Here is a 24,319-nt window from a genome sequence, read left to right as displayed (position 1 = left end):
GCATGATGAAGCCGCTCATCACTCGGGAGATGCGGGAACGCGCTCGTCGCATGCCCAACAACTGGTTGCACGTGGTCGACCCCGCCTACGACGGTAGTTCGGGCGAGGCGGTCATCGGGCGATATCTCGTGGACGCACAGGGTGAGATCACTGATCAGTACGTGCCGAATCCACGGTATCGGCCACTGGAGATCAGCTTCGAGAACGACCTCGAGTCGTTGATGTACCTCGTGCACCGCGGGTACGCGGACAAGGCTGAACTGGTCGACGCTGTGTTGGCCGCCGAACTCGTGCTGCCGGCTGATCCCGCTCGCGAACCGAGAAAGCATCTCGTCATGCGCAAGGACGTCGTGGACGTCTTCGCTTCGGAACGTGCGCGGCCGCGGGACTGGCCGCCGCATTGGCACCGGTTTCGCGGGGTGGAGCTGGCCGTGGTCGTGGACGCGCTGGAGCGGCCTGTCACGGTGCTGGTGACCGCGCAGGGCGGTGTTCAGTTCGAGGTACCGGGCGACCTGCTCGTGGACGGGCTTCGTTCGGTGATCACGATGGGGTGATCCGCGTGGTGGCGTCGAGCCACGCGCGGGCTGCGTTGCGCCGATCGGCCTAATCTCGCGCCCATGCGGACGAGGCTGACCCCCATGCAGCAGGCGGTGGTGGATGCCGGGCGCCCGTTGCCGCAGCTCACCGATCCGCTGGAGGTCGAGCTCCAGGTCAGTGCCTTCGTGGGGCCGTTCGCGGACAACGAGGAGTTGTGGGAGGTCGTCGTCCGGCACCTGGGGGAGGTGCCCAGCCGGCGCAGTGCGGCGTTGCTGACGGCGCTGGGGCATCTGCTGCCTGGGCGGCCCGGGGTGTGGGCTCAGGAGGCCGCGCGCCGTCAGTCCGAACCGAAGTGGGATTTGGGAGCGCTCACATTCGGGGAGTGCTGGATCGGTGACCGGTCGATCGACGCGGGATATCTGGCACTGCTGTGCAGCTATTCGTACGGCGACTCGCCTCATGCCATGGTTTTCATGATCGACGAAATCAGTGGGAGCCTCACCCGGCATGCGTTTCTGACGCGGCAGGTGGAGGAGGCGCTGGCTCGGCTGCGGGACGAGATGCGGTTGGAGCTGATCACGCCGGTGGCGGCTCACTGGCTGCTCAGCCGCAGTTACGACCGGTTCGAGCGGCGGCCTGGGCTCGGGGTGAGCATGGACGTGCACCAGACCCGGTTGGTCGCGCGAAGGCGAATCGCACTCGCGATGAATTAGGTGCCTGTGCGTATCGCAACGTGGTGATTCATCCGACTGTGCACATTGTCTGTAGCTCGACCGTGGGTGGCCTATTACTGTCCGGGTTGTCGATCACAGGGCGGAGGGATGATCGTGGCCGCTCTTCTCGGGCGTGATGATCAGGCCCTCAGCCGTGTCCCTGACCAGGCGCGGCACCCGTGGTTGTCAGTCGCGACCCAGCGCTTCGGGCAGACGACCGCGCTGAGCCAGTTGCTGCTGGGCGCGACACTTGGCTTCGGCATGACGTTCTGGGACGCGTTCCTCGCGCTCACGATCGGGGCCGTGCTGCTCAACGCCGTGGCGATCACGGTCGGGGTCATCGGGCAGCGGGAAGGTCTCTCCACGGCGATTCTGAGCCGGTGGACGGGGTTCGGGCACGCCGGGTCGGCGGTGCTCGGGCTGATCATCGCCCTGTCGTGCACCGGGTGGTTCGGCGTGCAGACCGGGCTGGCTGGGATGACGCTCGCCACCGTCGCGGGGGTGTTGCCGGCGCCGGTGTGGTCGTTGCTCTTCGGGGTCGTCGTCACGGTCATCGCCGCCTATGGCGTGCGGTGGATGGCGTGGACGGCGTACGTGGCGGTGCCCGCGTTCCTGCTGTTGCTCGGCTGGCTCGTGCTGACCAACGTCCACGATGTCGGTGCCGCGCTCAGTGGTCCGGCGCCGGGGCCCTCGATCGGGATGCTGACGGCGATCACGCTGGTCACCGGCAGTTTCATCGTCGGGGCGGCGATCGCGCCGGACATGACGCGCTTCAACCGCAACGAGCGGGACGTCATCAAGCAGACGGTTCTCGGGATCACGCTCGGCGAGTGGGTCATCAGCCTCGCCGGGGTGCTTCTCGCGCGCGGGCTCGGCACGACGGACGTCATGGGCGTCATCAGCGCGTCCGGCGGGTGGATCGGCGCGCTGATCGTGGTCACGGCGGTGCTGAAGATCAACGACTGGAACCTCTACTCGGCCTCGCTCGGCCTCGTGAACTTCTTCGACGCCGTGTTCGCGCTCCGGATCAGCCGGGTGCAGGTGACCGTCATCGTCGGGTGCGCCGGCAGTGTTCTCGCGGCGGCGGGGATCGTGCACCAGTTCAGCCACTTCCTGGTGCTGCTGGGCGTGGTGTTCCCGCCCGTCGCCGGGATCATGATCGCCGAGTACTTCGTCGTGCGGCGGTGGCGCAACGAGATCATCTCCACGCGGCCTTACGTGCCGCGCTCGGCGCCCTCGTGGGTGCCCGCCACGGTGGTCATCTGGCCGGCTTCGGCCGTCGCCGGCGAGTTCCTGGCGTTCGGACAGTCCAGTGTGAACTCACTCGTGCTCGCGTTCGCGCTGTACGTCTGCGCCGGACGGCTGGACCTGCTCCGCATGAGGACGCGCCGGGCCACCAACCGTAAGGTGGCCGAGGAGGCGGCGGTCGCCTGAGGGGTGGACATGCACATCGGTATCGACGTCGGCGGCACGAACACCGATGCCGTTCTCGTCGAGGGCCGGCGGGTCCTGGCCGTGTGCAAGGCGACGACGACGGCCGACGTGACGACGGGGATCATCGAGGCGGTCGGCGGGCTGCGGCACGCGTTCGAACCGGCGGCGATCACCGCGGTCATGATCGGCACGACGCACTTCGTCAACGCCGTCGTGGAAGGCCGGGGCCTGGCGCGGACGGCGGCCATCAGGCTCGGACTTCCCGCCACCACGGCACTTCCGCCGTTCGTCGACTGGCCCGAGCAACTGCGGCAGGCCATCGGCGGGCACGCGTATCTCTGCCACGGCGGGCACGAGTACGACGGCCGGGTCATCTCGCCGCTCAGAGAGGACGAACTGCGCGCCGTCGCCGCCGACATCGCGGACAAGGGCGTGCGCTCGGTCGCCATCACCTCGGTGTTCTCGTTGGTCAGCAGCGAGTTCGAACGCCGGGCCGCGGAAATCCTCACGGCCGAGGTGCCGGGGCTGCTGGTGAGCTTCTCGCACGAGATCGGGCGGCTCGGCCTGCTGGAGCGGGAGAACGCGACGATCATCAACGCCGCCCTGCGCGTGCTCGCCGAGCAGATCGCCGACGGCCTCGTGGAATCCCTGACGGCACAAGGCATCGGCGCCCCGCTCTACCTCAGCCAGAACGACGGCACGCTGATGGACCTGGAGTACGCGCGCTGCTACCCGGTCGCCACGTTCTCCTCGGGGCCGACGAACTCCATGCGCGGCGGCGCGTTCCTGTCCGGGACGGACGACTGCGCGGTGGTCGACGTCGGCGGCACGACGACCGACATCGGCATGCTGCACAACGGTTTCCCGCGCGAGGCGTCGTCCGAGGTGATCATCAGCGGTGTGCGCACGAACTTCCGGATGCCCGACGTCCGCTCGGTCGGCCTCGGGGGCGGCAGCGTCGTGCGGCAGCGGCCGGAGATCCGGGTGGGCCCGGACAGCGTCGGATTCCGGTTGTCCCGGCAGGCCCTGGTGTTCGGTGGTGACACGCTGACGGCGACGGACGTCGCGGTCGCGGCGGGTCTCGCCGACATCGGCGACGCGAGTCTGGTGCGGCACCTCGACGGCACGCTCGTGCGGTCGGTGCTCGACCATGTCGGCGACCGGATCGCCGCGCAGGTCGACCGCATGCGCACGAGCCCGGCGCCGTTGCCCGTCGTGCTGGTGGGCGGTGGCAGTGTGCTCGTGCGGGACGGGATCGAGGGCGTCAGCGGCATCGTGAGGCCGGAGCACCACGCGTTCGCCAACGCCATCGGCGCGGCGATCGCGCAGGTCGGCGGAGAGGTCGACCGGGTGTTCACGATGGAGCCCGCGCGGCGTGACGAGGTGCTCGACGCGGCTCGGCAGGAAGCTGTGGACAAGGCGGTGGCCGCGGGTGCGGACGCCGGCAGCGTGCGGATCGTCGAGATCGAGGAGGTCCCGCTCGCGTACCTGCCGGGGAACGCGAGCCGCGTGCGGGCGCGCGCGGTGGGTGATCTGCTGCTCGGCCACTAAAGTCCCGGCCATGCACCTGCTGCGGCCCGACGAGGTGGACCGGCTCGCCCTGGGCGTGGTCATGCTCGGCAGCGGTGGCGGGGGCGGCGAGCAGGAGACGCACGCGTTCGCCGCGATGCTGCGGCACGAGATGCGGCAGAGCGGACCGGTCACGATCCTCGAGCCGGGGGAGGCGGACCCGGACGGCTACGGCGCGCGGGTCGGGCTGCTCGGCGCGCCGACCGTGATGATCGAGAAGCTGCCCTCCGGCCTGGAGGCCGAGGAAGCCCTGAAGGCGTTGCAGGCGCACGACTCCACGCCCGCGACGGCGGTCATCGGATGGGAGATCGGCGGGTGCAACGGCCTGTTGCCGCTGCTCCTGGCGGCACGGCTGGGCCTGCCGTACGTCGACGTCGACGGCATGGGGAGAGCGTTCCCGCGGATCGACCAGACGACCTACGACGCGGCCGGGCTGCCCACGACCCCGCTGGCCATCACCGAACCCAGCGGCAACCGGGCGGTGCTCGACTCGACCGGCATCGAGAAGCTCGCCCGCACGGTGATGGTCGACTTCGGCGGCTGGGCGATGATGGTCGCGAAGCCGTTGAAGCTCGCGGACGCGGTCGAAGCGGGCATAACGGGCTCGCTCGCCCGTGCCCTGGAACTGGGCGAGATCTGGTCGCGGCACTCGGACTCCGTCGGCGAACGGGCCAAGGCCTCCGGCGGTTTCCTTGTCACGCGGGGAAAAGTCGTCGAGGTGTGGCGCGAGTCGGTCGGCGACTTTCCACGCGGAACGGTGGCGCTGCGGCGGCTGGACGCCGACGATGCGTACGTGCGCCTGGAGATGCAGGGGGAGTACCTCGTCGCGCTCGCGGACGGCGAGGCGCTCGTGACGACGCCTGACCTGCTGTGCTGCCTGGACGCCGAGACCGGCCACCCGCTGTCGGCCGAACGACTCGGGTTCGGCGCGGTCGTGGACGTGGTAGCGCTCCCATCGCCGGCGCAGTGGCTGCCCGCGGAGATGCTCGGCAGGGTCGATCCGCGGGCGTTCGGCTACGACCTCGACTACGTGCCGTTCCGGGGCGCCGAATGATCGACGACGCCGGCTCGCTGACCGTGCGCGATCTGCTGGAGATCGGCGTCTTCGGCGACGCGACCCTGCTGGCGGGCGAACGTGGTGTGGGCACCGAGGTCGCGGACGTGCGGCTGGCGGCGGACATGACCGCCGTCGAGGCGTGCTCGGCCGGAGACCTGGTGATCCTGACCGGGCACCAGCCGTACCTCGTCGAGGTGGCGCTGCGCCGGGCGTACAGCGCGGACGTGCGGGCCGTCGTGCTGGTGCGGTCGTCGACGGGCGCGTACCAGGCCCCTTCCGCCGCGACGATCTCGTTCGCGAACCGGCTCGGCGTGCCCCTGCTGCAGGCCGACGCGGACGACCCGCTGCTGGTCGCGGACGCGTTGCGCACGGCCGTGCGCCGCCCCGAGGTCGCGGCGGCCCGGCTGCTCAACGCCGTCACCGCGCGGCTGGGGCGCAGCAGGCCAGATCCGCGTTCGGTGATCACGATCCTGTCCGGCGAGCTGCACGTGACGTGCGCCGTGATCAGCGCGGACGGCACCGCGATCGAGGGGGTGTCGCCGCCAGGCCTGCCACCGGAGCTGCTGGCCGGCTCCGTCGCCGCCACCGCAGAGATGGCCGAGGGCTTCGCCGTGGCCGTGCCGGTGGAGACCGACCGGACCGGGCACGTGCACCTGTGGCTCGTCTCGCACGCCCGCGGCCGCAACAAGCGCTGGGCCGAGACGGTCCTGCAGATCAGTCAGGTCGCGTCGTGGGCGCTGGGCAGCTGGGTCGCCGCCGAACGCCTGGAGGCCGAGCGCCAGGCCCGTTCCCGCGGCTCACTGCTGTCCGAACTGCTCGCCTCCGGCGACGACGTGCCGCCGCAGCTGGTGCAGCAGGCCGTGCTGGCCGGGTGGCGCCTCGACGGCTGGCACACGGGCGTCTACGTGGTGCCTGCCGCGCCGGGCGTGCTCGACGCCACCGGCACCGAACGGCTGCGCGTCGAGCTGTCCCGCCGCGGCCTGCACGGCCAGCTGGTCGAGGGCGCGGAGGGCTGGTCGTTCTGGCTCACCAACGACTCCGAGCCGCCGCAGTCGCAGCACCGCGAACTGACCGCGAAGATCGCCCAGGTGCTCGGTGGCTGTCAGCTCGTCGCCGGCATCGGACGGCCGCACCCCGGCGTCACCGGCGTGGGCAGGACGCTGGCCGAGGCCCGCGAGGCCGCCGCGATGACCGGTTCGGCGAAGGTCGTGCACGTCGACGAACTGGGCGTGCGGCGCCTGCTGTCGATGGCGGCCGAGACCCCGGCGCTGGTCGACCAGGCCACGCGCCTGCTGGCACCGCTGGCAGGCGTGGAGGACGGGCAACTGCTGCGCACCCTCGCCGTCTACCTGGACGAGGAGTCGGTGACCTCGTCCGCGGCCGTGCGGCTGAAGGTGCACCGGAACACGGTGTCGCAGCGGATCAACCGGGTCGAGCAGTTGCTCGGGGTCAGCCTGCTGAACCCGGACGAGCGGCTCGCGGTGCACCTGGCCTGCCGGGCGGTCCGCGCCTCCGACGAGTGAGGTCAGGTCGGCACGAACGCGGGCAGCACGGCGTCCACCTCGAACCCGCCGTCGTCCGTGGGGCCCGCGGTGAGGGTGCCGCCGACCATCTCGACGCGGCCGCGCAGGCCCAGCAGGCCGTTGCCGGGACCGGCCAGCACCAGACCCGGTGCGGCCGTCGGCCTGGTGTTGCGGATGACCGCGCGGACACTGCTCGGTCCACAGTGGATGGTGATCTCGGTGAGCGCGCCCGGCGCGTGCTTGTGCACGTTCGTCAGCGATTCCTGGACGACCCGGTACATCGTGCGGCGCACGGCCGGGGAGAGGGTGTCCGCGTCGCCGTGCTCGGTCAGGGTGATCTCCAGGCCGGTGGCGGCGGAGTCGGCGACGAGCCGGGAGAGCCGGTCCGGCAGCACGTCCGGGATGCGGGCGGCGCGGCCGGAGCGCAGCACGCCGACGAGGTCGCGCAGTTCGGCCAGTGACTGGCAGCCCGCGGTGCGCAGTTCCTCGGCCGCCTGGCGCACGCCGTCGTCCCTCGCGGCCATCCGCAACGCGCCGGCGTGCAGCACCATCAGGTTCAGCCGGTGCGTCACGACGTCGCGCATCTCGGCGGCGAGCCTGGTGCGTTCGTCGGCGCGGGCCTGCTCGGCCAGCAGTTCGCGTTCCCGCTCGGCGAGTTCGGCCGATGCCCGCGCGAGCCTGCGCCGCGTGCCGACGTAGAGGCTCGCGAGCACGGCGATCACGATCACGGTGGGACCGATGACGCCGATGGACGCCATCGACGCGTAGGCCGGCGTCACGCGGGTGACGATACTGCCGGTTTTGTGCCTTGGATCACCTACTTGAGCAGGGGGTTGACCCTACTTTCGCAGGTGGCGACGTCCGACTGTTCCGCCTGCCGGACATGTGCGTCCGTTCACTGCGCTTCCTTGCGGAACAGGGCCGTCCAGAGGAACGACCTGCCGAACCGCGGGGAGCCCGGCGGCTTCGTGAACGCTCCGGAGTGCAGACAGGTGGTTGCACTCTCGTACAGTGTATGGCAACATCGATTAGGTGATCTACTGACCCCGCTTCCAGCATCCGTTCCCGAATTCCTTCGGCGGTGGGGGTCCCTCATGTCAGCTCAGTTGACGATCAAGAAAATCAGCAGGAACTACGCGTACAAGCGCGTGCTCGACGACATCTCCCTGACGGTCCGGCCAGGCGAGAAGCTCGGTGTGGTCGGCGAGAACGGCTCGGGCAAGTCGACGCTGCTGCGGTTGATGGCCGGGCAGGACGTGCCGGACGACGGCGAGATCACCGTGGTGGCGCAGGGCATCGGCTATCTCGGGCAGGTGCTCGACCTGCCCGCCGGGGCGACCGTAGGTGACGCGATCGACGCCGCTCTCGTCGAGATTCGCTTGCTGGAGCAGGAGATCTCGGTCGCTGCTCGGCATGAAAGGCTCGACGAGCTCGGGGAGTTGCTGACGGCCTTCGAGTTGCGCGACGGCTACTCGGCCGATGCGCGGGTCGAGGCCGCGATGTCCGCACTCGGTGTGAGTGCCGGTCGTGAACGCGCGCTCGGCACCTTGTCCGGCGGGGAGCGGGCCAGGCTCGCGCTCGCGGGCGTGCTGTCGGCCGAGCCGGAACTGCTGCTGCTCGACGAACCCACCAACCACCTGGACGACGAGGCGTTGTCGTGGCTGGAGAACAGGTTGCGGCAGCACCGGGGCACGCTGGTCGTGGTGACGCACGACCGGCTGCTGCTGGAACGCGTCACGACGGCGATCGTCGAGGTCGAGAACCGGTCGATCACCCGCTACGGCAACGGTTACGCCGGCTTCGTCGCCGGGAAGAGGGCGGCGCGGCAACGGTGGGAGCAGGCCTACGCGGAGTGGGTCGGTGAGGTCGGGCATTGGACGCAGTGGCGCGGCACGACGGCACACCGCGTCGCGCCGGGACGGCCGATCCCGGACCACAACAAGTGCAAGTACAACGGCGATGGCCGACGCGTGCAGGCGTCGATCAGGACGCGGGTGCGCAGCGCGTCCGAACGGCTGGAAAGGCTGCGCGCCGATCCGGTGCCGAAGCCGCCGGAACCGTTGCGCCTCAACGCCCCGCTGGACGCGGCGGTGCGCGAGGGCATGATTCTCGAGTTCGGGGAGCTGAAAGTCGAAGCGGGGCAGCGGTTGCTGGTGACCGGACCGAACGGCGCCGGCAAGTCGACGTTGCTCGACGTGCTGGCGGGTGCGCTCGAACCGGGCCACGGCACGGTCGTCCGGAATGGTGTCATCGGCTACCTGCCGCAGGAAACCGTTGTGTGCGAACCGGAACGGGCGGTCCTGCACGCCTTCGGCGGGAGCGCGGAGCAGCTCGAAGCGCTGGGTTTGTTGCACAGGGAGGACTTCGCGACTCCGGTGGGCGCGTTGTCGGTCGGGCAGCGGCGGCGGCTCGCGCTCGCCCGGCTGCTCGACCAGGAGTTCGACGTGCTGCTGCTGGACGAGCCCACGAACCACCTGTCGCTCGCGCTGGTGGAGGAGCTCGAAGCCGCGCTCGCGGACTTCCCCGGCGCGGTGGTCGTGGCGTCGCACGACCGCTTGCTGCGCCGGCGGTGGCAGGGGGAGGAGCTCAGAATGGCTCGTAGCGGTCGAACGTCTCGATAGCACTGATCAGCTCGACGGTGACCGCAGGAGAGACCAGGACAAGTGCCGGCAGCAGCGCTGCCATTCGTCTCATGTACGGCGAATCGTCCGCCGTAATGGCGCAGTTTCGGTGATGCGCTGTTCGGTCGTGCACCCATTCGGCTGACGGTCGTACCCGTGCCGGCCAGATGTCGTTGACGAGTACATGACCTGTGACAACGAAGTCCCGGTCCCCGCAGCCGGGGCTCCGGTTCGTCGTCGGCAGTTCCTCACGTTCCTCGTGGCCGCGCCGGTGCTCACCGTCGCGGTTCCCGGCACGGCCGAGGCCGTCATCCCGACGCTGCCGCAACCGGCCGAGATCCTTGATCTCGGCGACATCCTGATTCTCGCCGGTACCCCGACCGCGGGTGCGCTCGCCGTGCTCAGCGTCGGTGAGGACGGCGTCGTCACCCTCGACCTGCCCCGCGCCGAGGTCGGTCAGGGCATCACGACGGCCTGCGCGATGCTCGTCGCGGAGGAGCTGGACCTGCCTCTCGGCCAGGTCCGCGTCACGCTCGCCGACGCGCGGCCCGAGTTGCTGATGAACCAGCTCACGGGCGGTTCCAACACGATGCGGTCGGTGTACGGCCCGATCCGCCACGCCGCGGCGGCCGCGCGGGCCCGGCTGCTCGCGGCGGCGGCGAAGCAGTACGGCGTGGAGGTCTCCAGACTGTCCACACGCGACGGCGCGGTGATCCTCCCGGACGGGCGTCCCATCCTGTACGGGCTGCTGACGTCCGCCGCCGCGCAGCTCACCGGAGTCTTCGCCGCCCAACCGAAACCGGCCTCGGAACACCGGCTCGTCGGCACGCCGCAGTCACGCATCGACGCCCGCGCGATGGTCACCGGTCAGTTCCGGTACACGCTCGACCGCGACGTGCCGGGCGCGATGCCGACGGTCGTGCGCAGGCCGCCGACGATCAACGGATCGGTGAGGTCGGTCGACTCGGCGGTGGCGAGGACCATGCCCGGTGTGCTCGCGATCGGGGTCGTGCCGACGGGCGTCGCGGTCGTCGCGGAGACGTTCGGGCAGGCCATGGCCGCCCGGGACGCGCTGAAGGTCACCTGGAACGCCGGCACGATCGACGCGTTGTCGGACAAGGAGATCCGCGCCAAGCTGAAGGCCGCGACGCTGCCGTTCGTCGTGCCGCCGCTGCTGACCCAGCACCTGGACATGGAGTTCGACTTCGCGTTCGTCAGCCACGCGCCGATGGAGACGAACTCGGCGATCGCGGACGTTCGTGACGACCGGGCCGAGATCTGGGCCGGGTTGAAGTCGCCGATCGTGGCGCGGCAGACCACCGCCGCGGCCATCGGCCTGCCGGAGTCCGCGGTGACCGTGCACGTGACGCAGGGCGGCGGCTCGTTCGGGCGCAGGCTCTTCTTCGACGCCGCGATCGAGGCCGCGCAGATCTCGAAAGCCCTGCGCCGCCCGGTGAAACTCATGTGGAGCCGCACCGACGACATGCGGCACGGCCGGGCTCGCGCCGCCAGCCACCACAAGCTGCGCGCGACGTTCGCGCTCGGCAACGTGCTGACGTTCGAGCACCGCGTCGCCTCGGTCGAGACCGACTTCCGGCACGGCCTCGGCGAGATCCTCACCGCGACCGCCGCGTCGCTGCCGGTCGCGGGCAACCTGTCGTTCGCGCAGACGGTGTTCCTCACGACGTGCAAGGTGCCGTACAACTTCGGCGTGGTGACCTCGCTGCTCAACGAGGTGCCGCTTCGCATGCACACCGGCTCGTGGCGCTCCGTTTACTCGGCGAACACCCGTGGTGCGGAAGAGATCCTGGTCGACCAGCTCGCGGCGCAGATGGGCAAGGACCCCGTCGCGTTCCGCCGTGAGTACCTGAAGACCGCCCGCCAGCGCGCCGTGCTCAACAAGGTCGTGGCGGAGGGCGATTGGGGCCGTGTGATGCCCAAGGGCTTCGCGCAGGGCATTGCGTTCCACGACGAGTACAAGTCGTGCACGGCCTGCCTGGTCGAGATCGATGCCCGCGACCCGCAGAACCCGCGCGTGGTCAAGGCGGTGATCGCGGTCGACGTCGGCCGCCCGATCAACCCGCGGGGTCTCGAGGCGCAGATGCTCGGCGGCCTGACCGACGCCATCTCCACCACGTTGCGCGCCGGTCTGCACATCGACAAGGGCCTGCCGCTGGAGGGCTCGTACTCGCACTTCCACTACGCGCGGCAGAAGGACACCCCGAAGGACGTGCGGATCTTCGTGATGCCGGCGACGGGCGAGCCGGGTGGCGCGGGCGAACTGGGCGTGCCGGCCGCGGTCGGTGCGATCGCCAACGCCTACGCGCGGGCGACCGGCGTGGTGCCGCGCAGCTTCCCGATCATCTTCCCGGTCGACTTCGAGCCGTTCCCGCGCTGAAGGAGCGTCCCCTGTGCCTACCTACACGTTCGTCGTCAACGGGAAGCCGGTCACCGTCGACGCTCCCGCCGACCTGGCGCTGCTCTGGGTGCTGCGCGACAAGCTCGGCGTGCGCGGCCCGAAGTTCGGCTGCGGCATCGGCGTGTGCCGCGCCTGCACGTCCCACCTGAACGGTGCGGAGATCCAGCCGTGCGTGACGCCGGTCGCCGAGTGCGCCGGGCAGTCGGTGACCACGATCGAGGGGCTGGCGTCCGGTGACGACCTGCACCCGGTCCAGGAGGCGTGGCTGGAGCAGGACGTCGCGCAGTGCGGCTACTGCCAGCCGGGGCAGATCATGGCCGCGGCGGCGTTGCTCCGCACGAAGAAGGAGATTTCGGACGAGGACATCGACCGGATCGCGAACGTCTGCCGTTGCGGCACGTACTTCCGCATCCGGCAGGCCATCAAGTCGGCAGCGGCCAAGACGTAACTGCGGAGGCGCAAACTTGCGTGCACGCAAGTTTGCGCCTTAGTCTCGGTGGCATGCGCGCCAAAGGCATCGCGTACGACACCGGTTTCGTGCGCCACGGAGAGATCTCGCTGGAGAAGTTCGACCTGGACGCGGTCAGGCGGGACCTGACCGTCATCCGGGACGACCTGCACTGCAACGCCGTCCACCTGGTCGGCGGTGATCCGGAACGGCTCGAGCAGGCCGCCGGGATCGCCGCCGGACTCGGGCTGGAGATCTGGTTCTCGCCCTACCCGCTGGAGCTGAGCCCGGCCGAGATCCTCGGCCTGTTCGCGGACTGCGCGCGGCGGGCCGAGAAGATCCGGCTCACGGGTGCCGAGGTCGTGTTCGTGACCGGCGCCGAGCTCAGCATCATGAACTCCGGCTTCCTGCCCGGTGACGACCTGACGCAGCGCCTGAACCGGCTTCTGGAGCAGCCGCAACGGATGCAGGCGGTGAGTGCGCAACTCAACGAGTTCCTCGCCGAGGCCGTCGCGGTGGTGCGGGAACACTTCGGGGGCAGGCTCACCTACGCCTGCATCCCGTTCGAGAACCCCGACTGGGACCTGTTCGACATCAGGTCGTTCGAGCTGATCCGGTCGGCCGCGGTCGCCGGCGTGTACGCCGAGAGCATCAGGAACCTGGTGGCGCAGGGAAAACCCGTCGCGATCACCGGGTTCGGCACCGCGGCCTGGCGCGGTTCGGGGGCCGTGGCGCCGCGCAGCATGGAGATCGTCGAGCACGACGACGCGGGCAGGCCGGTCCGGGTGAAGGACGGCTATGTCCGCGACGAGGCCGAGCAGGCCACCTACGTGCGCCAGGTGCTGGAGACCTTCGAAGCCGAGGGTGTCGACGGAGCGTTCGTCTACATGTTCGCGCTCAACAACTACACGCACCGGCCGGACGATCCAAGTCGCGACCTCGACATGGCGAGTTTCGGCGTCGTGAAGGTCTTCGAGGACCTGTCGTGGGAGCCCAAGGCCGCGTTCGGCGTGGTCGCCGAGGTCTACGCCCGGATTTAACCGCTTGGCGCCGGTGAGAACGACGATCAGACTCGTGGGCATCATGAGCAGCAGGTTGCGAGCGATCGCCCACGACACCGTCGCCATCTCGGAGCGCGGCTCCTACTCCGCCGCCTCGGGCGAGGTCACCGTCGCCGTCGCTCCCGCTGTCGCGGGAACCCGGCTGCACCTGCCGGACGAGGTGCTGTCGCTGCCCGCGGAGACCGGCGGCATCCGGATCGACGTCACCAACGAGTCCACTTTGGATGCGACACGGCGCCTCGGCGGTGACGTCGCGGCGCTGAACTTCGCCTCCGCGCGCAACGCCGGAGGCGGTTTCCTCAACGGCGCGCAGGCGCAGGAGGAGAGCATCGCCCGTGCGTCGGCGATCTACCCCTGCCTGCGCGCCGCCGGTGAGTTCTACGCGTACCACCGCGCCCACGACGACCTCACCTACAGCGACCGCGTGATCTACTCGCCGCGCGTGCCGGTGTTCAAGGATGACAAGGGAACCCTCCTGCCCCAGCCGTACGAGGTCTCGTTCCTCACCGCCGCGGCGCCGAACCGGTCCGCGATCCTGCGCAACCAGCCCGAACGCGCCGACGACATCCCGCTCGCGTTGCTGAGGCGGGCCATCCGCGTGCTGCACGTCGCGGCGGCGCACGGGCACCGCCGGCTCGTGCTCGGTGCCTGGGGTTGCGGTGTCTTCGGCAACGAGCCCGCCACCGTCGCCCACGTCTTCCGGATCGCGTTGAGGGACAACCGCTTCTTCGACCACGTCGTCTTCGCGGTGCTGGACCGGCAGAAGGGGACGCCGACGTTCGCCGCGTTCGCGGACGCCTTCGTCGAACAGGCCCCTGACCTGCACTGAGCCAAAATGGCGCCAACTTGAGCCAGAATTGCTTGCTGATGGCACCACCGTGTGCCATAGTGATGCCATGGATTTGACCCCGTATGTGGCTTCCCTCGGCCGCGAGCTGCTCACCGCCGTCGAGACCGGTGGCGACGAAGCGAGTGCGCTGGTCGAGCGGCTGACCGTGACGATGGAGTCCGCGATCCGGCTGGCACTGCTCGAAGCGTTGTCCGCCGCCGCCGACGAGATCACCGCGGACCTGGCACCGGACTCGGTGCAGGTGCTGCTGCGGGGGCGTGACCCGAAGTTCGTCGTGACGCGCCGGGCGCCGGAGCAGCCCGCCGCCGTCGCGCCGGAGCCCGTCGCCGCGCCGCCCGCCGAGGACGTGGCGGCCGGCTTCGACGACGGCACCACCGTGCGCATCAACGTCCGGCTGCCCGAACCGCTCAAGGCCGCGATCGACGAGGCCGCGGCCAAGGAGGGTCGCTCGGTCAACGCGTGGCTCGTGCGTGCCGCCTCGGCGCAGCTGAGCCCGAAGCGCGACACCGCCACCGAAACGCTGCTGGGCGGCATCCCCGCCACCCAGCGTTTCGTCGGCTGGGTGCGTTAGTCCCAGCGCCTTCTCCACTTCGCCCCGACCTGCGGGGATGTTCCACCGACACCTTCTGAGGGGACAGCCATGCCTTCTTACGACACGCCAGAACCGATTTCCGTACTGCTGGACGTCTACGCGGGGTACGTCCAGATCGTCGCGAGCGACCGCACCGACACGAAGATCGAGGTGCGGCCCTCGGACCCGTCCGACTCCTCGGACGTCGAGGCCGCGCAGAAGACCAAGGTCGACTACGCCGACGGCACGCTGATGGTGCGCGGGCCGAAGCGGACGTTCGACTTCTCCAAGAAGACCCGGTCGGTCGACGTCGTGATCGAGCTGCCGACCGGGTCCAAAGTGGACGCCGACGTGACGGCGGGCAGTGTCCGCACCTCCGGGGTGCTCGGCGTGACCGAGGTCGACATGTCCGCGGGCAACATCCACCTCGACCGGACCGGGCCACTGAAGGCCGACACCGGCGCCGGAGTGGTCAACATCGGCGCGGTCAAGGGCAACGCCGACGTCAAGACCGGCAGCGGCCACATCCGCATCGGCACGGTCGACGGCTCGCTGGTCGCCAAGAACTCCAACGGTCACATCGACGCCGGCTCGGTCGAGGGCGAGCTCAAGGTGCGTTCCGCCAACGGCGACATCACCGTCGAACGCGCCGGTGGGCCGGCGGAGGCCAGGACGGCGATGGGATCCATCAACATCGGCGAGGTTGTCCGCGACACCGTCACGCTCAGCACCGCGATGGGCGGCATCGAGATCGGGATCGCCCCGGGCACCGCCGCGTGGATCGACGCCAAGACCGCGTTCGGACGCGTCACCAACACGCTCGAGGGCAGCGACGGCCCCGGCAACTCCACGGCGACCGTCAAGGTCACCGCTCACACGTCCTTCGGCGACATCACCGTCCGCCGCAGCTGAGGGGAACACCATGAACGCGATCAAGGCAACCGGCCTGCGCCGCTCCTACGGCGACAACGAGGTGCTCAAGGGCGTCGACCTGAACGTCCAGCGCGGCACCGTCTTCTCCTTGCTCGGCGCGAACGGCGCCGGCAAGACCACCGCCGTCAAGATCCTCTCGACGCTCATCCGCGCGCACGGCGGCAGCGCGTCCGTCGCCGGTCACGACGTGGCGAACGACCCCGACGCCGTCCGTGCCGCGATCGGTGTCACCGGCCAGTTCTCCGCCGTCGACAACCTGATGACCGGGCGCGAGAACCTGAAGCTCATGGCCGACCTGCACCACCTCGGCAAGGTGGCCGGGAAGCGCAGGGCGGAGCAGTTGCTGGAGCAGTTCGACCTGGTGGACGCGGCCGACAAGTCCGCGTCGACCTACTCCGGCGGCATGCGGCGCCGGCTCGACCTCGCGATGACGCTGGTCGGGTCGCCGCAGGTGATCTTCCTCGACGAGCCGACGACGGGCCTCGACCCGCGCAGCCGCCGCACGATGTGGCAGATCGTGCGGGAGCTGGTGGCGAGCGGCGTCACGATCTTCCTCACCACCCAGTACCTGGAGGAGGCCGACGAGCTCGCCGACCGGATCGCGGTGCTGGACCACGGCAAGATCGTCGCCGAGGGGACCGCGGACGAGCTCAAGCGCCGCATCCCCGGCGGCCACGTCCTGTTGCAGTTCACCGATCCGCGGCACCTCGACGCCGCTCTGCGCATCGTGCGCAACGCCTCCCGCGACGGTGAGGCGCTCGCCCTGCGCGTACCCAGCGACGGCAGCGTCAGCTCGCTCAAGACGTTGCTCGACCGCCTGGACGAGAACTCGGTGCTGGTCGACTCGCTCAGCACCCACACGCCCGACCTCGACGACGTCTTCCTCGCCCTCACCGGCAACCCCGACAAGGTGGTCCAGTCATGACCTACGTGCTGACCGACTCGGCGACGATGGTGCGCCGCAACCTCAAGCGGATGATCCGCTACCCGTCGATGACGTTCCAGCTCCTGATCATGCCGGTCGTCTTCCTGCTGCTGTTCGTCTACGTCTTCGGCGGCACGCTGGGCGCCGGGCTGGGCGGGCCTTCCGGCGGTCGCGCGGAGTACCTCAACTACGTGACACCGACGATCATCCTGATGTCGATCACCGCGGCGGTGCAGGGCACGAGCATCTCGATCGCGATGGATATGACCGAGGGCATCGTGGATCGCTTCCGCACCATGGCGATCGCCCGCGTGTCCGTCCTCACCGGACACGTCGTCGGCAGCCTGGTCCAGACGGCCCTCGCCATGACGTTCGTCTTCGGCGTCGCGGTCGCGATCGGCTTCCGGCCGCAGGCGAACGCCGTCGGCTGGCTCGCGCTCGTCGGGCTGTTGGTCGCCATGTCGCTCGCGATGATCTGGTTGTCCGCCGCACTGGGCCTCGCCAGCAAGTCCGTCGAGTCGTCGAGCAACATCGGCCTGCCGCTGATCCTGCTCCCGTTCTTCGGCAACGGTTTCGTGCCCACCGACTCGATGCCGACCGTGTTGCGCTGGTTCGCCGAGTATCAGCCGTTCACCCCGTTCATCGACGCCCTGCGTGGTCTGCTGATGGGCACACCGATCGGCAACAGCGGCTACATCGCCTTCACCTGGTGCGTCGTCATCGGGTTCGGCGGCTACCTCTGGTCCAAGAAGCTCTTCAACCGCGAATCCACCCGCTGAAGGAGATACCGATCATGCTGCACGGCCTTCCCATGGACCGCGACGTCACCCCGTTCGTCCCGCCCAGCCAGATCTCGCTGGTGCGCGAGACCCGCCCGGTCAGCCCGATGCTCTTCCCCGACGGCCACGAGGGCTGGCTCGTCACCGGCTACGAAGCCGTCCGGCAGGCGTTGTCGGACACCAGATTCAGCAACCGCCAGGACCTCGGCATCATCCACGTGCCGTTCCCGACGCCCGGCATGCCGGAGCAGACCGAGCCGTCACCGCAGACGCCCGGACTCTTCATCAGCATGGACCCGCCGGACCACACCCGGTTACGCCGCAAGCTCACCGGAGCGTTCACGGTCAAGCGGATGAAGGCCCTCGAAGAGGGCATCATCGAGATCGCCGAACGGCAACTGGACGCGCTGGCGAAGCTCACGCCGCCGGTCGACCTCGTCAAGGAGTTCGCGCTTCCGGTGCCGTCACTGGTGATCTGCGAGATCCTCGGTGTGCCGTACGCGGACCGCGACACCTTCCAGACCAACTCCTCCAAGTTCATGGAGCGGGAGGTGAACCTCGAAGACAAGATGGCCGCGTACATGGCGATGAACTCGTACCTGGCCGAACTGGTCATCGGCAAGCGCGCCGAACCGGGTGACGACCTGCTGTCCGATCTGGCCCGCGACGAGGACCTCAGCATCGAGGAACTCTGCGGAATGGCGTTCCTGCTGCTGCTCGCGGGCCACGAGACGACCGCGAACATGCTGTCGCTGGGCACTTTCGCGTTGCTGGAGCACCCGGACCAGCTGGCCGCGCTGCGGTCGGACCCGGCGCTGATCCCCGACGCCGTCGAGGAACTGCTGCGGTACCTCGCCGTCGGCGACATCTTCTTCCGGTACGCCGCCGAGGACATCGAGTTCTTCGGGGAGACCATCCCCAAGGGCTCGTCGGTCATCCTGTCGCTGCTGGCGGGCAACCACGACCCGGAGCGTTACGAGCACGCCGACACGCTCGACGTGCACCGCAACGCCCGTGGCCACCTCTCGTTCGGGCACGGTGTGCACCAGTGCCTCGGCCAGCAGCTGGCCCGCATCGAGATGCGCGCCGGGTTCGAGGGACTGCTGCGCCGCTTCCCGTCACTCGAACTCGCCGTTCCGGCCGGTGAAGTGAAGCTCAGGACCGACATGAACATCTACGGCGTGCACGCCCTGCCGGTCACCTGGGCTTAACTGCCCGTCAGACGGTGAAACCACCGTCTGCGTTGATGCTGGCGCCGGTGACGTACGCACCGGCCTCACCAGCCAGAGCCGCGACGACCGCGGCGATCTCCGCCGGCTTTCCGTAGCGCCCCAACGCGGTCAGACCGCGGATCGTGTCCGCCATCGGCCCGTCCGCCGGGTTCATGTCGGTGTCGGTGGGACCGGGGTTCACGACGTTCGCCGTGATACCCAACGGACCCAGCTCGCGCGCCAGGCCCTTCGTCATCCCGATCAGCGCGGTCTTGCTGGCCGAGTACAGGGCGAAGCCGGGAAACGGCGCGTACACGGCGACATTGCTGCCGATGCTGATGATCCGGCCACCTTCACGCATGTGCCGTGCCGCCGCACGCGCCGCGAGGAACGGCGCGCGCACGTTCACGGCCATGGTGTGGTCGAACTCCTCCCGGCCGAGTTCCTCCAGCGGTCCGACCCGGAAGACCGCCGCGTTGTTCACGAGCACGTCGAGCCGTCCGAAGTGGACCGCGGTCTCCTCGACCGCGGCCACGATGGCGTCCGGGTCGGCGCTGTCCGCCTGGATGGCGAAACCGTTGTCCGGCTTGGTGTTCTGGTACGTGACCGCGACACGTGCGCCCAGCGCCGTGAGCTTCTCGGCCACCGCGGCCCCGATGCCGCGGCTCCCGCCGGTGACGAGAGCCGCTTTCCCCTCAAGTGATCCCATGTCGATCAGCCTGCTGGAACCACGATCAGGATGCTGGCGGGATTCGGACCGTCAGTTGGCGCCTCGGGTGTACGCCCACGCGGTGCGGTTGAGGGAGTCCTCGATCCCGGTGAAGCCCTCGTTGGGGTTGAGGACGTCCTCGTGGAAGTCGACGTCGATGTCGTCCGCCGTGCCGCCGATGCCGTCCGGGCCCACGCCGAACATGCCCTTCGGGTTGCCGCCCTGGTCCATGATGGCGTCGAGCGCGTTGAACTGGTCCTGGTGCCAGCTGCCCGACATGTGCCCGGCCTCGTGCGCGGTGATGTTGCCGATCGCCCGGCCGATGAACGCGATCTTGTCGCTGGCCGGCGTGATGTAGCCGTTCAGCGAGGTGCGCGTCTGGGCGGCCGGCGCGCTGAGGATGTCCAGCAGCACCAGCGAGGTCTCCTCCTTGCCGAAGTTGCCCGCGTCGATCGACTGCGCGATGCCGACGGTCTGGATGCCGGCCTCGGCGATCGAACCACCGACGACCACGCGGCTGACGTTCCTCTGGCCCCACGGGTCGGCGTGGTCGCGGCTGTTGAGGATCCGCACGGCGAACCGCTTGTTGGTGCCCTTGGCGGCCAGGTCGTGCTCGATGTTCTCGCGCACGGTCGCGACCACACCGTCGATCACGGCGTTCTCGTCGGCGTCGGTGAGACCCCAGCCGGGCAGGAACTTCCTCAACGGCGAGAGGTCCTTGTTGCCGGCCGAGGGATCGACGCCGAAGATCCGGGTGTTGACCCGCGCGCCGTCGAAGTCGAGGAAGATCGTCAGCACCTCGGGCCGCTGGTTGAGCTCCGAGCCGGGACGGTAGGCCTCGACCGTGACGTCGTAGCGGCCGTCACCGTTCTCGACGCCGACGGTGTAGCGGCCGTCCTTCGGCGCCACGAAGTCCGCGACGGCGTTGCCACCGGCGGGCATCGGGGAGTTCTCGGCGTACAGGAAGCTGAAGTCCTGCGACGAACCGAAGACCTCGCGCCCGGCGGGGTCGTGGACGACGACCCTGGTCGCCTTGCCCGCCGCCGACGCGCCCAGTACGTCACCGGCCTTGAGGTCGACGGAGAAGTGGTCCCTGTCCGCGGGGCCGCCGCCGGTCGCGATGGTCAGGTCGTACGCGCCCTCGGTGAGGACGCGCTTGCCGGTGCCGGGCTTCATCGGGTCGGCCGGGATCCCGCCGGGTCCGGCCGACGCGACCATCACGTAGACGTCCTGCCCGGCGGCCACGGGAACCCGCAGCCTGCTGTCCGTGCTGCCCGCGAGGTTGTCGTGCTGGTTCAGGAGCTGACCCGTCGCGTCGAACGCGGCGAGAAGGGTGTCCAGGTCACCGGTCGGCGTGTCCGTCTCGAGGACGACGATCCGCCCCTCGGTGCCGCCGGACAGCTTGTAGAAGTCGTGGTCACCGGTGCCGTCGCCGCCGCTGCCGTACGGGCCGTCACCGATCTTGCCGCTGGTGCGCACGGGTACACCGGGGTCGCTCGCGAGCGGGATGGCGTCGTTGGTCTCGGCGAACGGCGCCACCACGGGGATCGTGGGGTCGCCCGCGAGGTCACCGGTGAGCGTGAGCTTCGGGTTCTTGCCCCTGCCGGTCCCGAACCCGGCCACGTGCTCGGCCTTCGAGGGCACGTCGTTGGCGCCCTGCCCGGTCTCCTTCTCGGTGTAGGTCAACGGCTGGCCCGCGCTCTTCGCGGCCACCCGCGACTGCTTGCGCGACTCCCGGTTCCGCTGCACCGCCGCCCAGTCGACCTTCGCCTCCGCCGGCAGGAAGGCCAGCATCGGATCGGGTTGGAAGAGCGGTGCCGCGGGCTCGGCCGCCGACTGCCCGCCGGCGACCAGAGCCAGTGCCATACCTGCCGTGAGCACGCCAAACAGATGCTTTCGCATGTCCAGTCCCCCCAGTTCGGTCCTTCCACCGAGGAAACCAGCGTCGTGCGCGCGGGACGAGCGTTTTGGTCAGCCTTTGTCCACTTCAGGACATCGTGGATCAGACCGTGGCCTTGCGCATCGGCTGCGCGACCTCGTGCAGGTGCTGCAGCACGTACCCGTAGGAACGGAACAGGCCGCACTGGGCATAGGAGATCCCGTGCTGCTCGCAGAACTTGTGCACGATCGCCTGCGCGTGCTTCAGGTTCGGTCGCGGCATGCTGGGGAACAGGTGGTGCTCGATCTGGTAGTTCAGCCCGCCGAGCAGGATGTCCACGAACCAGCTGCCCCGGATGTTGCGCGAGGTCAGCACCTGCTTGCGCAGGAAGTCGAGCGAGTGTCCCGCCGACAGCACCGGCATGCCCTTGTGGTTGGGAGCGAACGAACACCCCATGTAGAAGCCCCACAGGGCCTGGTGCACCAGGATGAACGTGACCGCGTACACGGGGGAGAGGACCCAGAACACGACCGCGAGGTACACCACGACGTTCGCGATCATCACGGTCCGCTCGCGGCCCGAGTACCGGATCGAGTGCCAGTGCAGCGCGAAGCCTTCCAGCAACAGCAGCGGGAAGAACAACACCGCCTGGCGCGAGGCGATCCACCGCAGTGGTCCGCGCTTGGCCGCTCCCTGCCGTTGCGTGAACGCCAGCACCGAGATGTCGACGTCCGGGTCCTCGTCCTCGTGGTTCGGGTTGGCGTGGTGGCGGCTGTGCTTGCCCACCCACCACTCGTAGCTGACGCCGACCAGTCCGCTGTGGGCGTAGCCGGTGATCTCGTTCCACTTCTTCGACGCGAAGATCTGCTTGTGACCCGCGTCGTGGCCGATGAACGCGAGCTGCGTGGACATCACGGCCAGCACGACCGCCACCGCGAGCTGCCACCACGAGTCGCCCAGCAGCGCGAACGCCACCCAGGCCGCCGCGTAGACCAGGAGGTTCACGCCGATCCGGGTGAAGTAGTAACCGCGCCGCCGAGCAAGCAGGCCAGCCTGCTTGATCTCGGTGGACAACTGAGCGAAGTCGCTCGCCTGCCGGAGTGCCATTTGCGCAGAATGCCTGATCGCGGCGACGAAGTCATGCACGGCCCATGAAGTCGTTACCAATCACACCGGTCATGCCGGCGTCGGCAGAGAGGACCGTCGCCCTGGTTCACGCGAGCGGCATCGCCATCACCACCGGCGTGGTCGGCTTCTCCGAACCTCCCGACGGCTCGACGGTCAGCGCGATCTCCTGCGCTCCGGTCAGCCCGCTGACGACGACCGGTGACGACCGCGAGTCGAGCAGCCCGGCCGAGTGCGGGTCGCCGTCGGCGCCTATCCGCCAGAGCTGGTAGGTGTGCCCGTCGGGTGCCTGCGGCAGGTCCTTGGCGAGGAACAGCGCCTCGTCGCGGCCGGCCGACACGACGGCGGTGCCGGTGGCGCCGTTCGATCCCCTGCCGTTGATCAGCCTGGCGTCCGGCGTGGACAGGAAGTCGGAGAACCGGCTGTACTCGCTGGAGAGCTGCGCCAGCTGCCGTTCCTGACCGGTCTGCGAGTACTGCACCGTCACGAACACCGCGGCGACGAGGCAGGCGGCCGCGAGCAGCCCTCCCGCCCAGCGCTTGCGGCGCGGGTCCGGCACGCGTGCCGTGTGCGGGGACAGCTGGCGTGTCTCGGCCGCTGCCGCGAGCACGCGGGCACGGAGCTGGGGCGGTGGCGGGGACTCGACCGCGACGCCCAGCCGTGCGGCCGTGGCCGCGAGTTCGGTGACCTCGACCGCGCAGCTCTGGCACCGGGTCAGGTGCACCACGAAGGAGGCTCGTTCGATGTCCGACAACGCGTTGACGGCGTAGGCGCCGGTGAGCGTGTGCAGATCAGCGGATGTGGTCCTCATCCGGTCACCCCCATGCAGTCCCGCAGCCGGATCAGGCCGTCGCGCATCCGGGTCTTGACGGTGCCGAGCGGAATGCCCAGCAGGCTCGAGACCTCCGGATAGGAATAGCCCTGGTAGTAGGCGAGCAGCACGGACTCGCGCTGTAGTTCGGTCAGGAAGCTCAGGCAGCGGCGGACCTGACGTTGCTCGAGCCGTCCTTCGACCTGCTCGCTCACCTCGTCGAACGGCCTGGCCGTGTCGAGACGGGCCGCGCGGTCCTCACGATGCGTGGCGGCCTGGGCGGACCGGACGCGGTCGACGGCCCGGCGGTGCGTCAGCGTGAGGATCCAGGTGGTGGCGCTGCCCCGCTCGGGGTCGAACCTGGTCGCGGTCCGCCACACTTCGAGCATCACCTCCTGGAACACCTCCTCCGACTGCGCCTGGTCCCGCAGGACGCGCCTGATCAGCCCGAACACCGAGCCGGTGACGACGTCGTAGAGCCGTTCGAACGCGGCCTCGTCGCCCCGTGCGACCAGCGGGAGCAGGTCGTCAGCGGTCGGGCCGACGTCACGAGGGGTGCTCTGCAGGCTTTGTAGTGCCCGCTCACGTTCTGGCATCCCAGGTCCTCTCCTCCGCTGTCGTCCTCTAGTTGTTCGCAGCAGGGACGCAGATGGATCGGTTCGGAATGCGTCGTCACATCGCGGGCACGGCTGGTAACGGATTCATAACCGCACCCATCCGCTTCCCGGGGGGGCGGCGAATCACGAGTAGCAACTGCTCGATCACCCTTTGGAGATGTCTCGTCATGAACAAGACCGTCCGCAACACCGTTCTGGCCGTCGGCACCGCCTCGCTCGCCCTGTTCGGCGCGGCGTGCGGTTCGGGTGACACGGCCGGCAGCGGTACTTCCAGCGTCGCGCCCACCACGACCACCCAGTCCTCGGCTGCGATGGCCGATCCGGCCAAGGACCTCGTCGGCCCCGGTTGTGCCGACTACGCCAAGCAGGTTCCGTCCGGTGCCGGCTCGGTTTCGGGCATGGCCGCTGACCCGGTCGCCGTGGCCGCCAGCAACAACCCGCTGCTCACCACGCTCGTCAGCGCGGTGTCGGGCAAGCTGAACCCGAAGGTGAACCTGGTCTCGACGCTCAACGGCGCCGAGTTCACG

Annotated in this window: 22 protein-coding genes and 1 pseudogene; 17 read left to right on the top strand and 6 right to left on the bottom strand. The window is 69.4% G+C overall.

All coding sequences use genetic code 11. The features are described from left to right. Positions 1-2 precede the first annotated feature (2 nt). From IG04_RS44235 to IG04_RS44225, 6 genes are all read left to right on the top strand, one after another. A complete protein-coding gene (locus IG04_RS44235) occupies positions 3-554 on the top strand; it encodes a hypothetical protein (RefSeq protein ID WP_084401903.1) in 552 nt (183 codons plus the stop codon). Positions 555-617: 63 nt separating this feature from the next. Next, the gene (locus tag IG04_RS0125060; RefSeq protein WP_084401902.1) at positions 618-1,250 is read left to right on the top strand and encodes a hypothetical protein; all 633 of its coding nucleotides are present in this window, start codon (positions 618-620) and stop codon (positions 1,248-1,250) included. Between the two features lie 114 nt (positions 1,251-1,364). Beyond that, entirely contained in the window at positions 1,365-2,684 is a 1,320-nt protein-coding gene (locus tag IG04_RS0125055) for a purine-cytosine permease family protein (protein WP_051770685.1), read from the top strand. Between the two features lie 9 nt (positions 2,685-2,693). Further along, the gene (locus IG04_RS0125050) at positions 2,694-4,235 is read left to right on the top strand and encodes a hydantoinase/oxoprolinase N-terminal domain-containing protein (protein WP_030479158.1); all 1,542 of its coding nucleotides are present in this window, start codon (positions 2,694-2,696) and stop codon (positions 4,233-4,235) included. A 10-nt stretch (positions 4,236-4,245) separates the two neighbouring features. Beyond that, entirely contained in the window at positions 4,246-5,307 is a 1,062-nt protein-coding gene (locus tag IG04_RS44230; protein WP_030479157.1) for a DUF917 domain-containing protein, read from the top strand. Then, positions 5,304-6,833: a helix-turn-helix domain-containing protein gene (locus tag IG04_RS44225; protein WP_051770639.1), complete on the top strand. Its 1,530-nt coding sequence runs from the start codon at positions 5,304-5,306 to the stop codon at positions 6,831-6,833. The genes IG04_RS44230 and IG04_RS44225 overlap by 4 nt, the downstream gene beginning before the upstream one ends. A gap of 2 nt (positions 6,834-6,835) precedes the next feature. Here IG04_RS44225 and IG04_RS0125035 read toward each other — a convergent pair whose 3' ends face one another. Continuing rightward, positions 6,836-7,612: a sensor histidine kinase gene (locus IG04_RS0125035; protein ID WP_051770637.1), complete on the bottom strand. Its 777-nt coding sequence runs from the start codon at positions 7,610-7,612 to the stop codon at positions 6,836-6,838. A gap of 315 nt (positions 7,613-7,927) precedes the next feature. On the opposite strand from IG04_RS0125035, the gene IG04_RS0125030 reads away from it, so the two are divergent. The 10 genes from IG04_RS0125030 (at position 7,928) to IG04_RS0124985 (ending at position 18,651) form a co-directional block, all read left to right on the top strand. After that, positions 7,928-9,454 (top strand): ABC-F family ATP-binding cassette domain-containing protein, encoded by a 1,527-nt coding sequence (locus tag IG04_RS0125030; RefSeq protein ID WP_030479154.1) that lies wholly within the window; start codon positions 7,928-7,930, stop codon positions 9,452-9,454. A gap of 184 nt (positions 9,455-9,638) precedes the next feature. After that, positions 9,639-11,852: a xanthine dehydrogenase family protein molybdopterin-binding subunit gene (locus IG04_RS0125025; RefSeq protein ID WP_030479153.1), complete on the top strand. Its 2,214-nt coding sequence runs from the start codon at positions 9,639-9,641 to the stop codon at positions 11,850-11,852. A gap of 13 nt (positions 11,853-11,865) precedes the next feature. Beyond that, positions 11,866-12,321 carry a (2Fe-2S)-binding protein gene (locus tag IG04_RS0125020; RefSeq protein ID WP_030479152.1) on the top strand — a complete coding sequence of 152 codons (456 nt, stop codon included), beginning with the start codon at positions 11,866-11,868 and terminating at the stop codon, positions 12,319-12,321. Between the two features lie 53 nt (positions 12,322-12,374). After that, on the top strand, positions 12,375-13,361 hold the full coding sequence (locus IG04_RS0125015) for a hypothetical protein (RefSeq protein ID WP_030479151.1): 987 nt from the start codon (positions 12,375-12,377) through the stop codon (positions 13,359-13,361). A 43-nt stretch (positions 13,362-13,404) separates the two neighbouring features. After that, positions 13,405-14,211 (top strand): TIGR02452 family protein, encoded by an 807-nt coding sequence (locus IG04_RS0125010; protein ID WP_030479150.1) that lies wholly within the window; start codon positions 13,405-13,407, stop codon positions 14,209-14,211. 67 nt (positions 14,212-14,278) lie between these two features. Next, complete coding sequence (locus tag IG04_RS0125005) at positions 14,279-14,803, top strand: ribbon-helix-helix protein, CopG family (protein WP_030479149.1); 525 nt, start codon at positions 14,279-14,281, stop codon at positions 14,801-14,803. A gap of 69 nt (positions 14,804-14,872) precedes the next feature. Continuing rightward, entirely contained in the window at positions 14,873-15,715 is an 843-nt protein-coding gene (locus IG04_RS0125000; protein WP_030479148.1) for a DUF4097 family beta strand repeat-containing protein, read from the top strand. 10 nt (positions 15,716-15,725) lie between these two features. Further along, a complete protein-coding gene (locus tag IG04_RS0124995; RefSeq protein WP_030479147.1) occupies positions 15,726-16,661 on the top strand; it encodes a daunorubicin resistance protein DrrA family ABC transporter ATP-binding protein in 936 nt (311 codons plus the stop codon). Beyond that, positions 16,658-17,440, top strand: coding sequence for an ABC transporter permease (locus IG04_RS0124990; RefSeq protein WP_030479146.1), 783 nt, complete (start codon positions 16,658-16,660; stop codon positions 17,438-17,440). Before IG04_RS0124995 ends, IG04_RS0124990 begins: the two co-directional genes overlap by 4 nt. Positions 17,441-17,454: 14 nt before the next feature. Further along, positions 17,455-18,651, top strand: coding sequence for a cytochrome P450 (locus IG04_RS0124985; RefSeq protein ID WP_030479145.1), 1,197 nt, complete (start codon positions 17,455-17,457; stop codon positions 18,649-18,651). Positions 18,652-18,658: 7 nt separating this feature from the next. Here the strand turns inward: IG04_RS0124985 and IG04_RS0124980 are convergent, their stop codons facing one another. The 5 genes from IG04_RS0124980 to IG04_RS0124960 form a co-directional block, all read right to left on the bottom strand. After that, the gene (locus IG04_RS0124980) at positions 18,659-19,360 is read right to left on the bottom strand and encodes an SDR family oxidoreductase (RefSeq protein ID WP_030479144.1); all 702 of its coding nucleotides are present in this window, start codon (positions 19,358-19,360) and stop codon (positions 18,659-18,661) included. A 51-nt stretch (positions 19,361-19,411) separates the two neighbouring features. Next, a complete protein-coding gene (locus tag IG04_RS0124975; protein ID WP_144065549.1) occupies positions 19,412-21,262 on the bottom strand; it encodes a hypothetical protein in 1,851 nt (616 codons plus the stop codon). A 100-nt stretch (positions 21,263-21,362) separates the two neighbouring features. Beyond that, positions 21,363-22,346, bottom strand: a complete 984-nt coding sequence (locus IG04_RS0124970; protein ID WP_030479142.1) for a fatty acid desaturase family protein — start codon at positions 22,344-22,346, stop codon at positions 21,363-21,365. Between the two features lie 106 nt (positions 22,347-22,452). Further along, the gene (locus tag IG04_RS0124965) at positions 22,453-23,175 is read right to left on the bottom strand and encodes an anti-sigma factor (protein ID WP_030479141.1); all 723 of its coding nucleotides are present in this window, start codon (positions 23,173-23,175) and stop codon (positions 22,453-22,455) included. Beyond that, positions 23,172-23,771: a sigma-70 family RNA polymerase sigma factor gene (locus IG04_RS0124960; protein ID WP_036015809.1), complete on the bottom strand. Its 600-nt coding sequence runs from the start codon at positions 23,769-23,771 to the stop codon at positions 23,172-23,174. The genes IG04_RS0124965 and IG04_RS0124960 overlap by 4 nt, the downstream gene beginning before the upstream one ends. A gap of 188 nt (positions 23,772-23,959) precedes the next feature. Here IG04_RS0124960 and IG04_RS48240 point away from each other — a divergent pair. Further along, a pseudogene (locus IG04_RS48240) lies at positions 23,960-24,319 on the top strand (fasciclin domain-containing protein); the annotation flags it as partial.

The organism is Lentzea albidocapillata (assembly GCF_000719115.1).
Classification (GTDB): Bacteria; Actinomycetota; Actinomycetes; order Mycobacteriales; family Pseudonocardiaceae; genus Lentzea; species Lentzea albidocapillata.
The sequence above is the reverse complement of the archived record's forward strand: the minus strand, read 5'-3'. Positions and strand labels throughout refer to the sequence as shown.

Coding starts and splice junctions, on each gene's coding strand:
- IG04_RS44235 (WP_084401903.1), top strand. CDS start 3: ATGATGAAGCCGCTCATCACTCGGGAGATGCGGGAACGCGCTCGTCGC.
- IG04_RS0125060 (WP_084401902.1), top strand. CDS start 618: ATGCGGACGAGGCTGACCCCCATGCAGCAGGCGGTGGTGGATGCCGGG.
- IG04_RS0125050 (WP_030479158.1), top strand. CDS start 2,694: ATGCACATCGGTATCGACGTCGGCGGCACGAACACCGATGCCGTTCTC.
- IG04_RS44230 (WP_030479157.1), top strand. CDS start 4,246: ATGCACCTGCTGCGGCCCGACGAGGTGGACCGGCTCGCCCTGGGCGTG.
- IG04_RS44225 (WP_051770639.1), top strand. CDS start 5,304: ATGATCGACGACGCCGGCTCGCTGACCGTGCGCGATCTGCTGGAGATC.
- IG04_RS0125030 (WP_030479154.1), top strand. CDS start 7,928: ATGTCAGCTCAGTTGACGATCAAGAAAATCAGCAGGAACTACGCGTAC.
- IG04_RS0125025 (WP_030479153.1), top strand. CDS start 9,639: ATGACCTGTGACAACGAAGTCCCGGTCCCCGCAGCCGGGGCTCCGGTT.
- IG04_RS0125015 (WP_030479151.1), top strand. CDS start 12,375: ATGCGCGCCAAAGGCATCGCGTACGACACCGGTTTCGTGCGCCACGGA.
- IG04_RS0125010 (WP_030479150.1), top strand. CDS start 13,405: ATGAGCAGCAGGTTGCGAGCGATCGCCCACGACACCGTCGCCATCTCG.
- IG04_RS0125005 (WP_030479149.1), top strand. CDS start 14,279: ATGGATTTGACCCCGTATGTGGCTTCCCTCGGCCGCGAGCTGCTCACC.
- IG04_RS0125000 (WP_030479148.1), top strand. CDS start 14,873: ATGCCTTCTTACGACACGCCAGAACCGATTTCCGTACTGCTGGACGTC.
- IG04_RS0124995 (WP_030479147.1), top strand. CDS start 15,726: ATGAACGCGATCAAGGCAACCGGCCTGCGCCGCTCCTACGGCGACAAC.
- IG04_RS0124990 (WP_030479146.1), top strand. CDS start 16,658: ATGACCTACGTGCTGACCGACTCGGCGACGATGGTGCGCCGCAACCTC.
- IG04_RS0124985 (WP_030479145.1), top strand. CDS start 17,455: ATGCTGCACGGCCTTCCCATGGACCGCGACGTCACCCCGTTCGTCCCG.
- IG04_RS0124980 (WP_030479144.1), bottom strand. CDS start 19,360: ATGGGATCACTTGAGGGGAAAGCGGCTCTCGTCACCGGCGGGAGCCGC.
- IG04_RS0124975 (WP_144065549.1), bottom strand. CDS start 21,262: ATGCGAAAGCATCTGTTTGGCGTGCTCACGGCAGGTATGGCACTGGCT.
- IG04_RS0124970 (WP_030479142.1), bottom strand. CDS start 22,346: ATGGCACTCCGGCAGGCGAGCGACTTCGCTCAGTTGTCCACCGAGATC.
- IG04_RS0124965 (WP_030479141.1), bottom strand. CDS start 23,175: ATGAGGACCACATCCGCTGATCTGCACACGCTCACCGGCGCCTACGCC.
- IG04_RS0124960 (WP_036015809.1), bottom strand. CDS start 23,771: ATGCCAGAACGTGAGCGGGCACTACAAAGCCTGCAGAGCACCCCTCGT.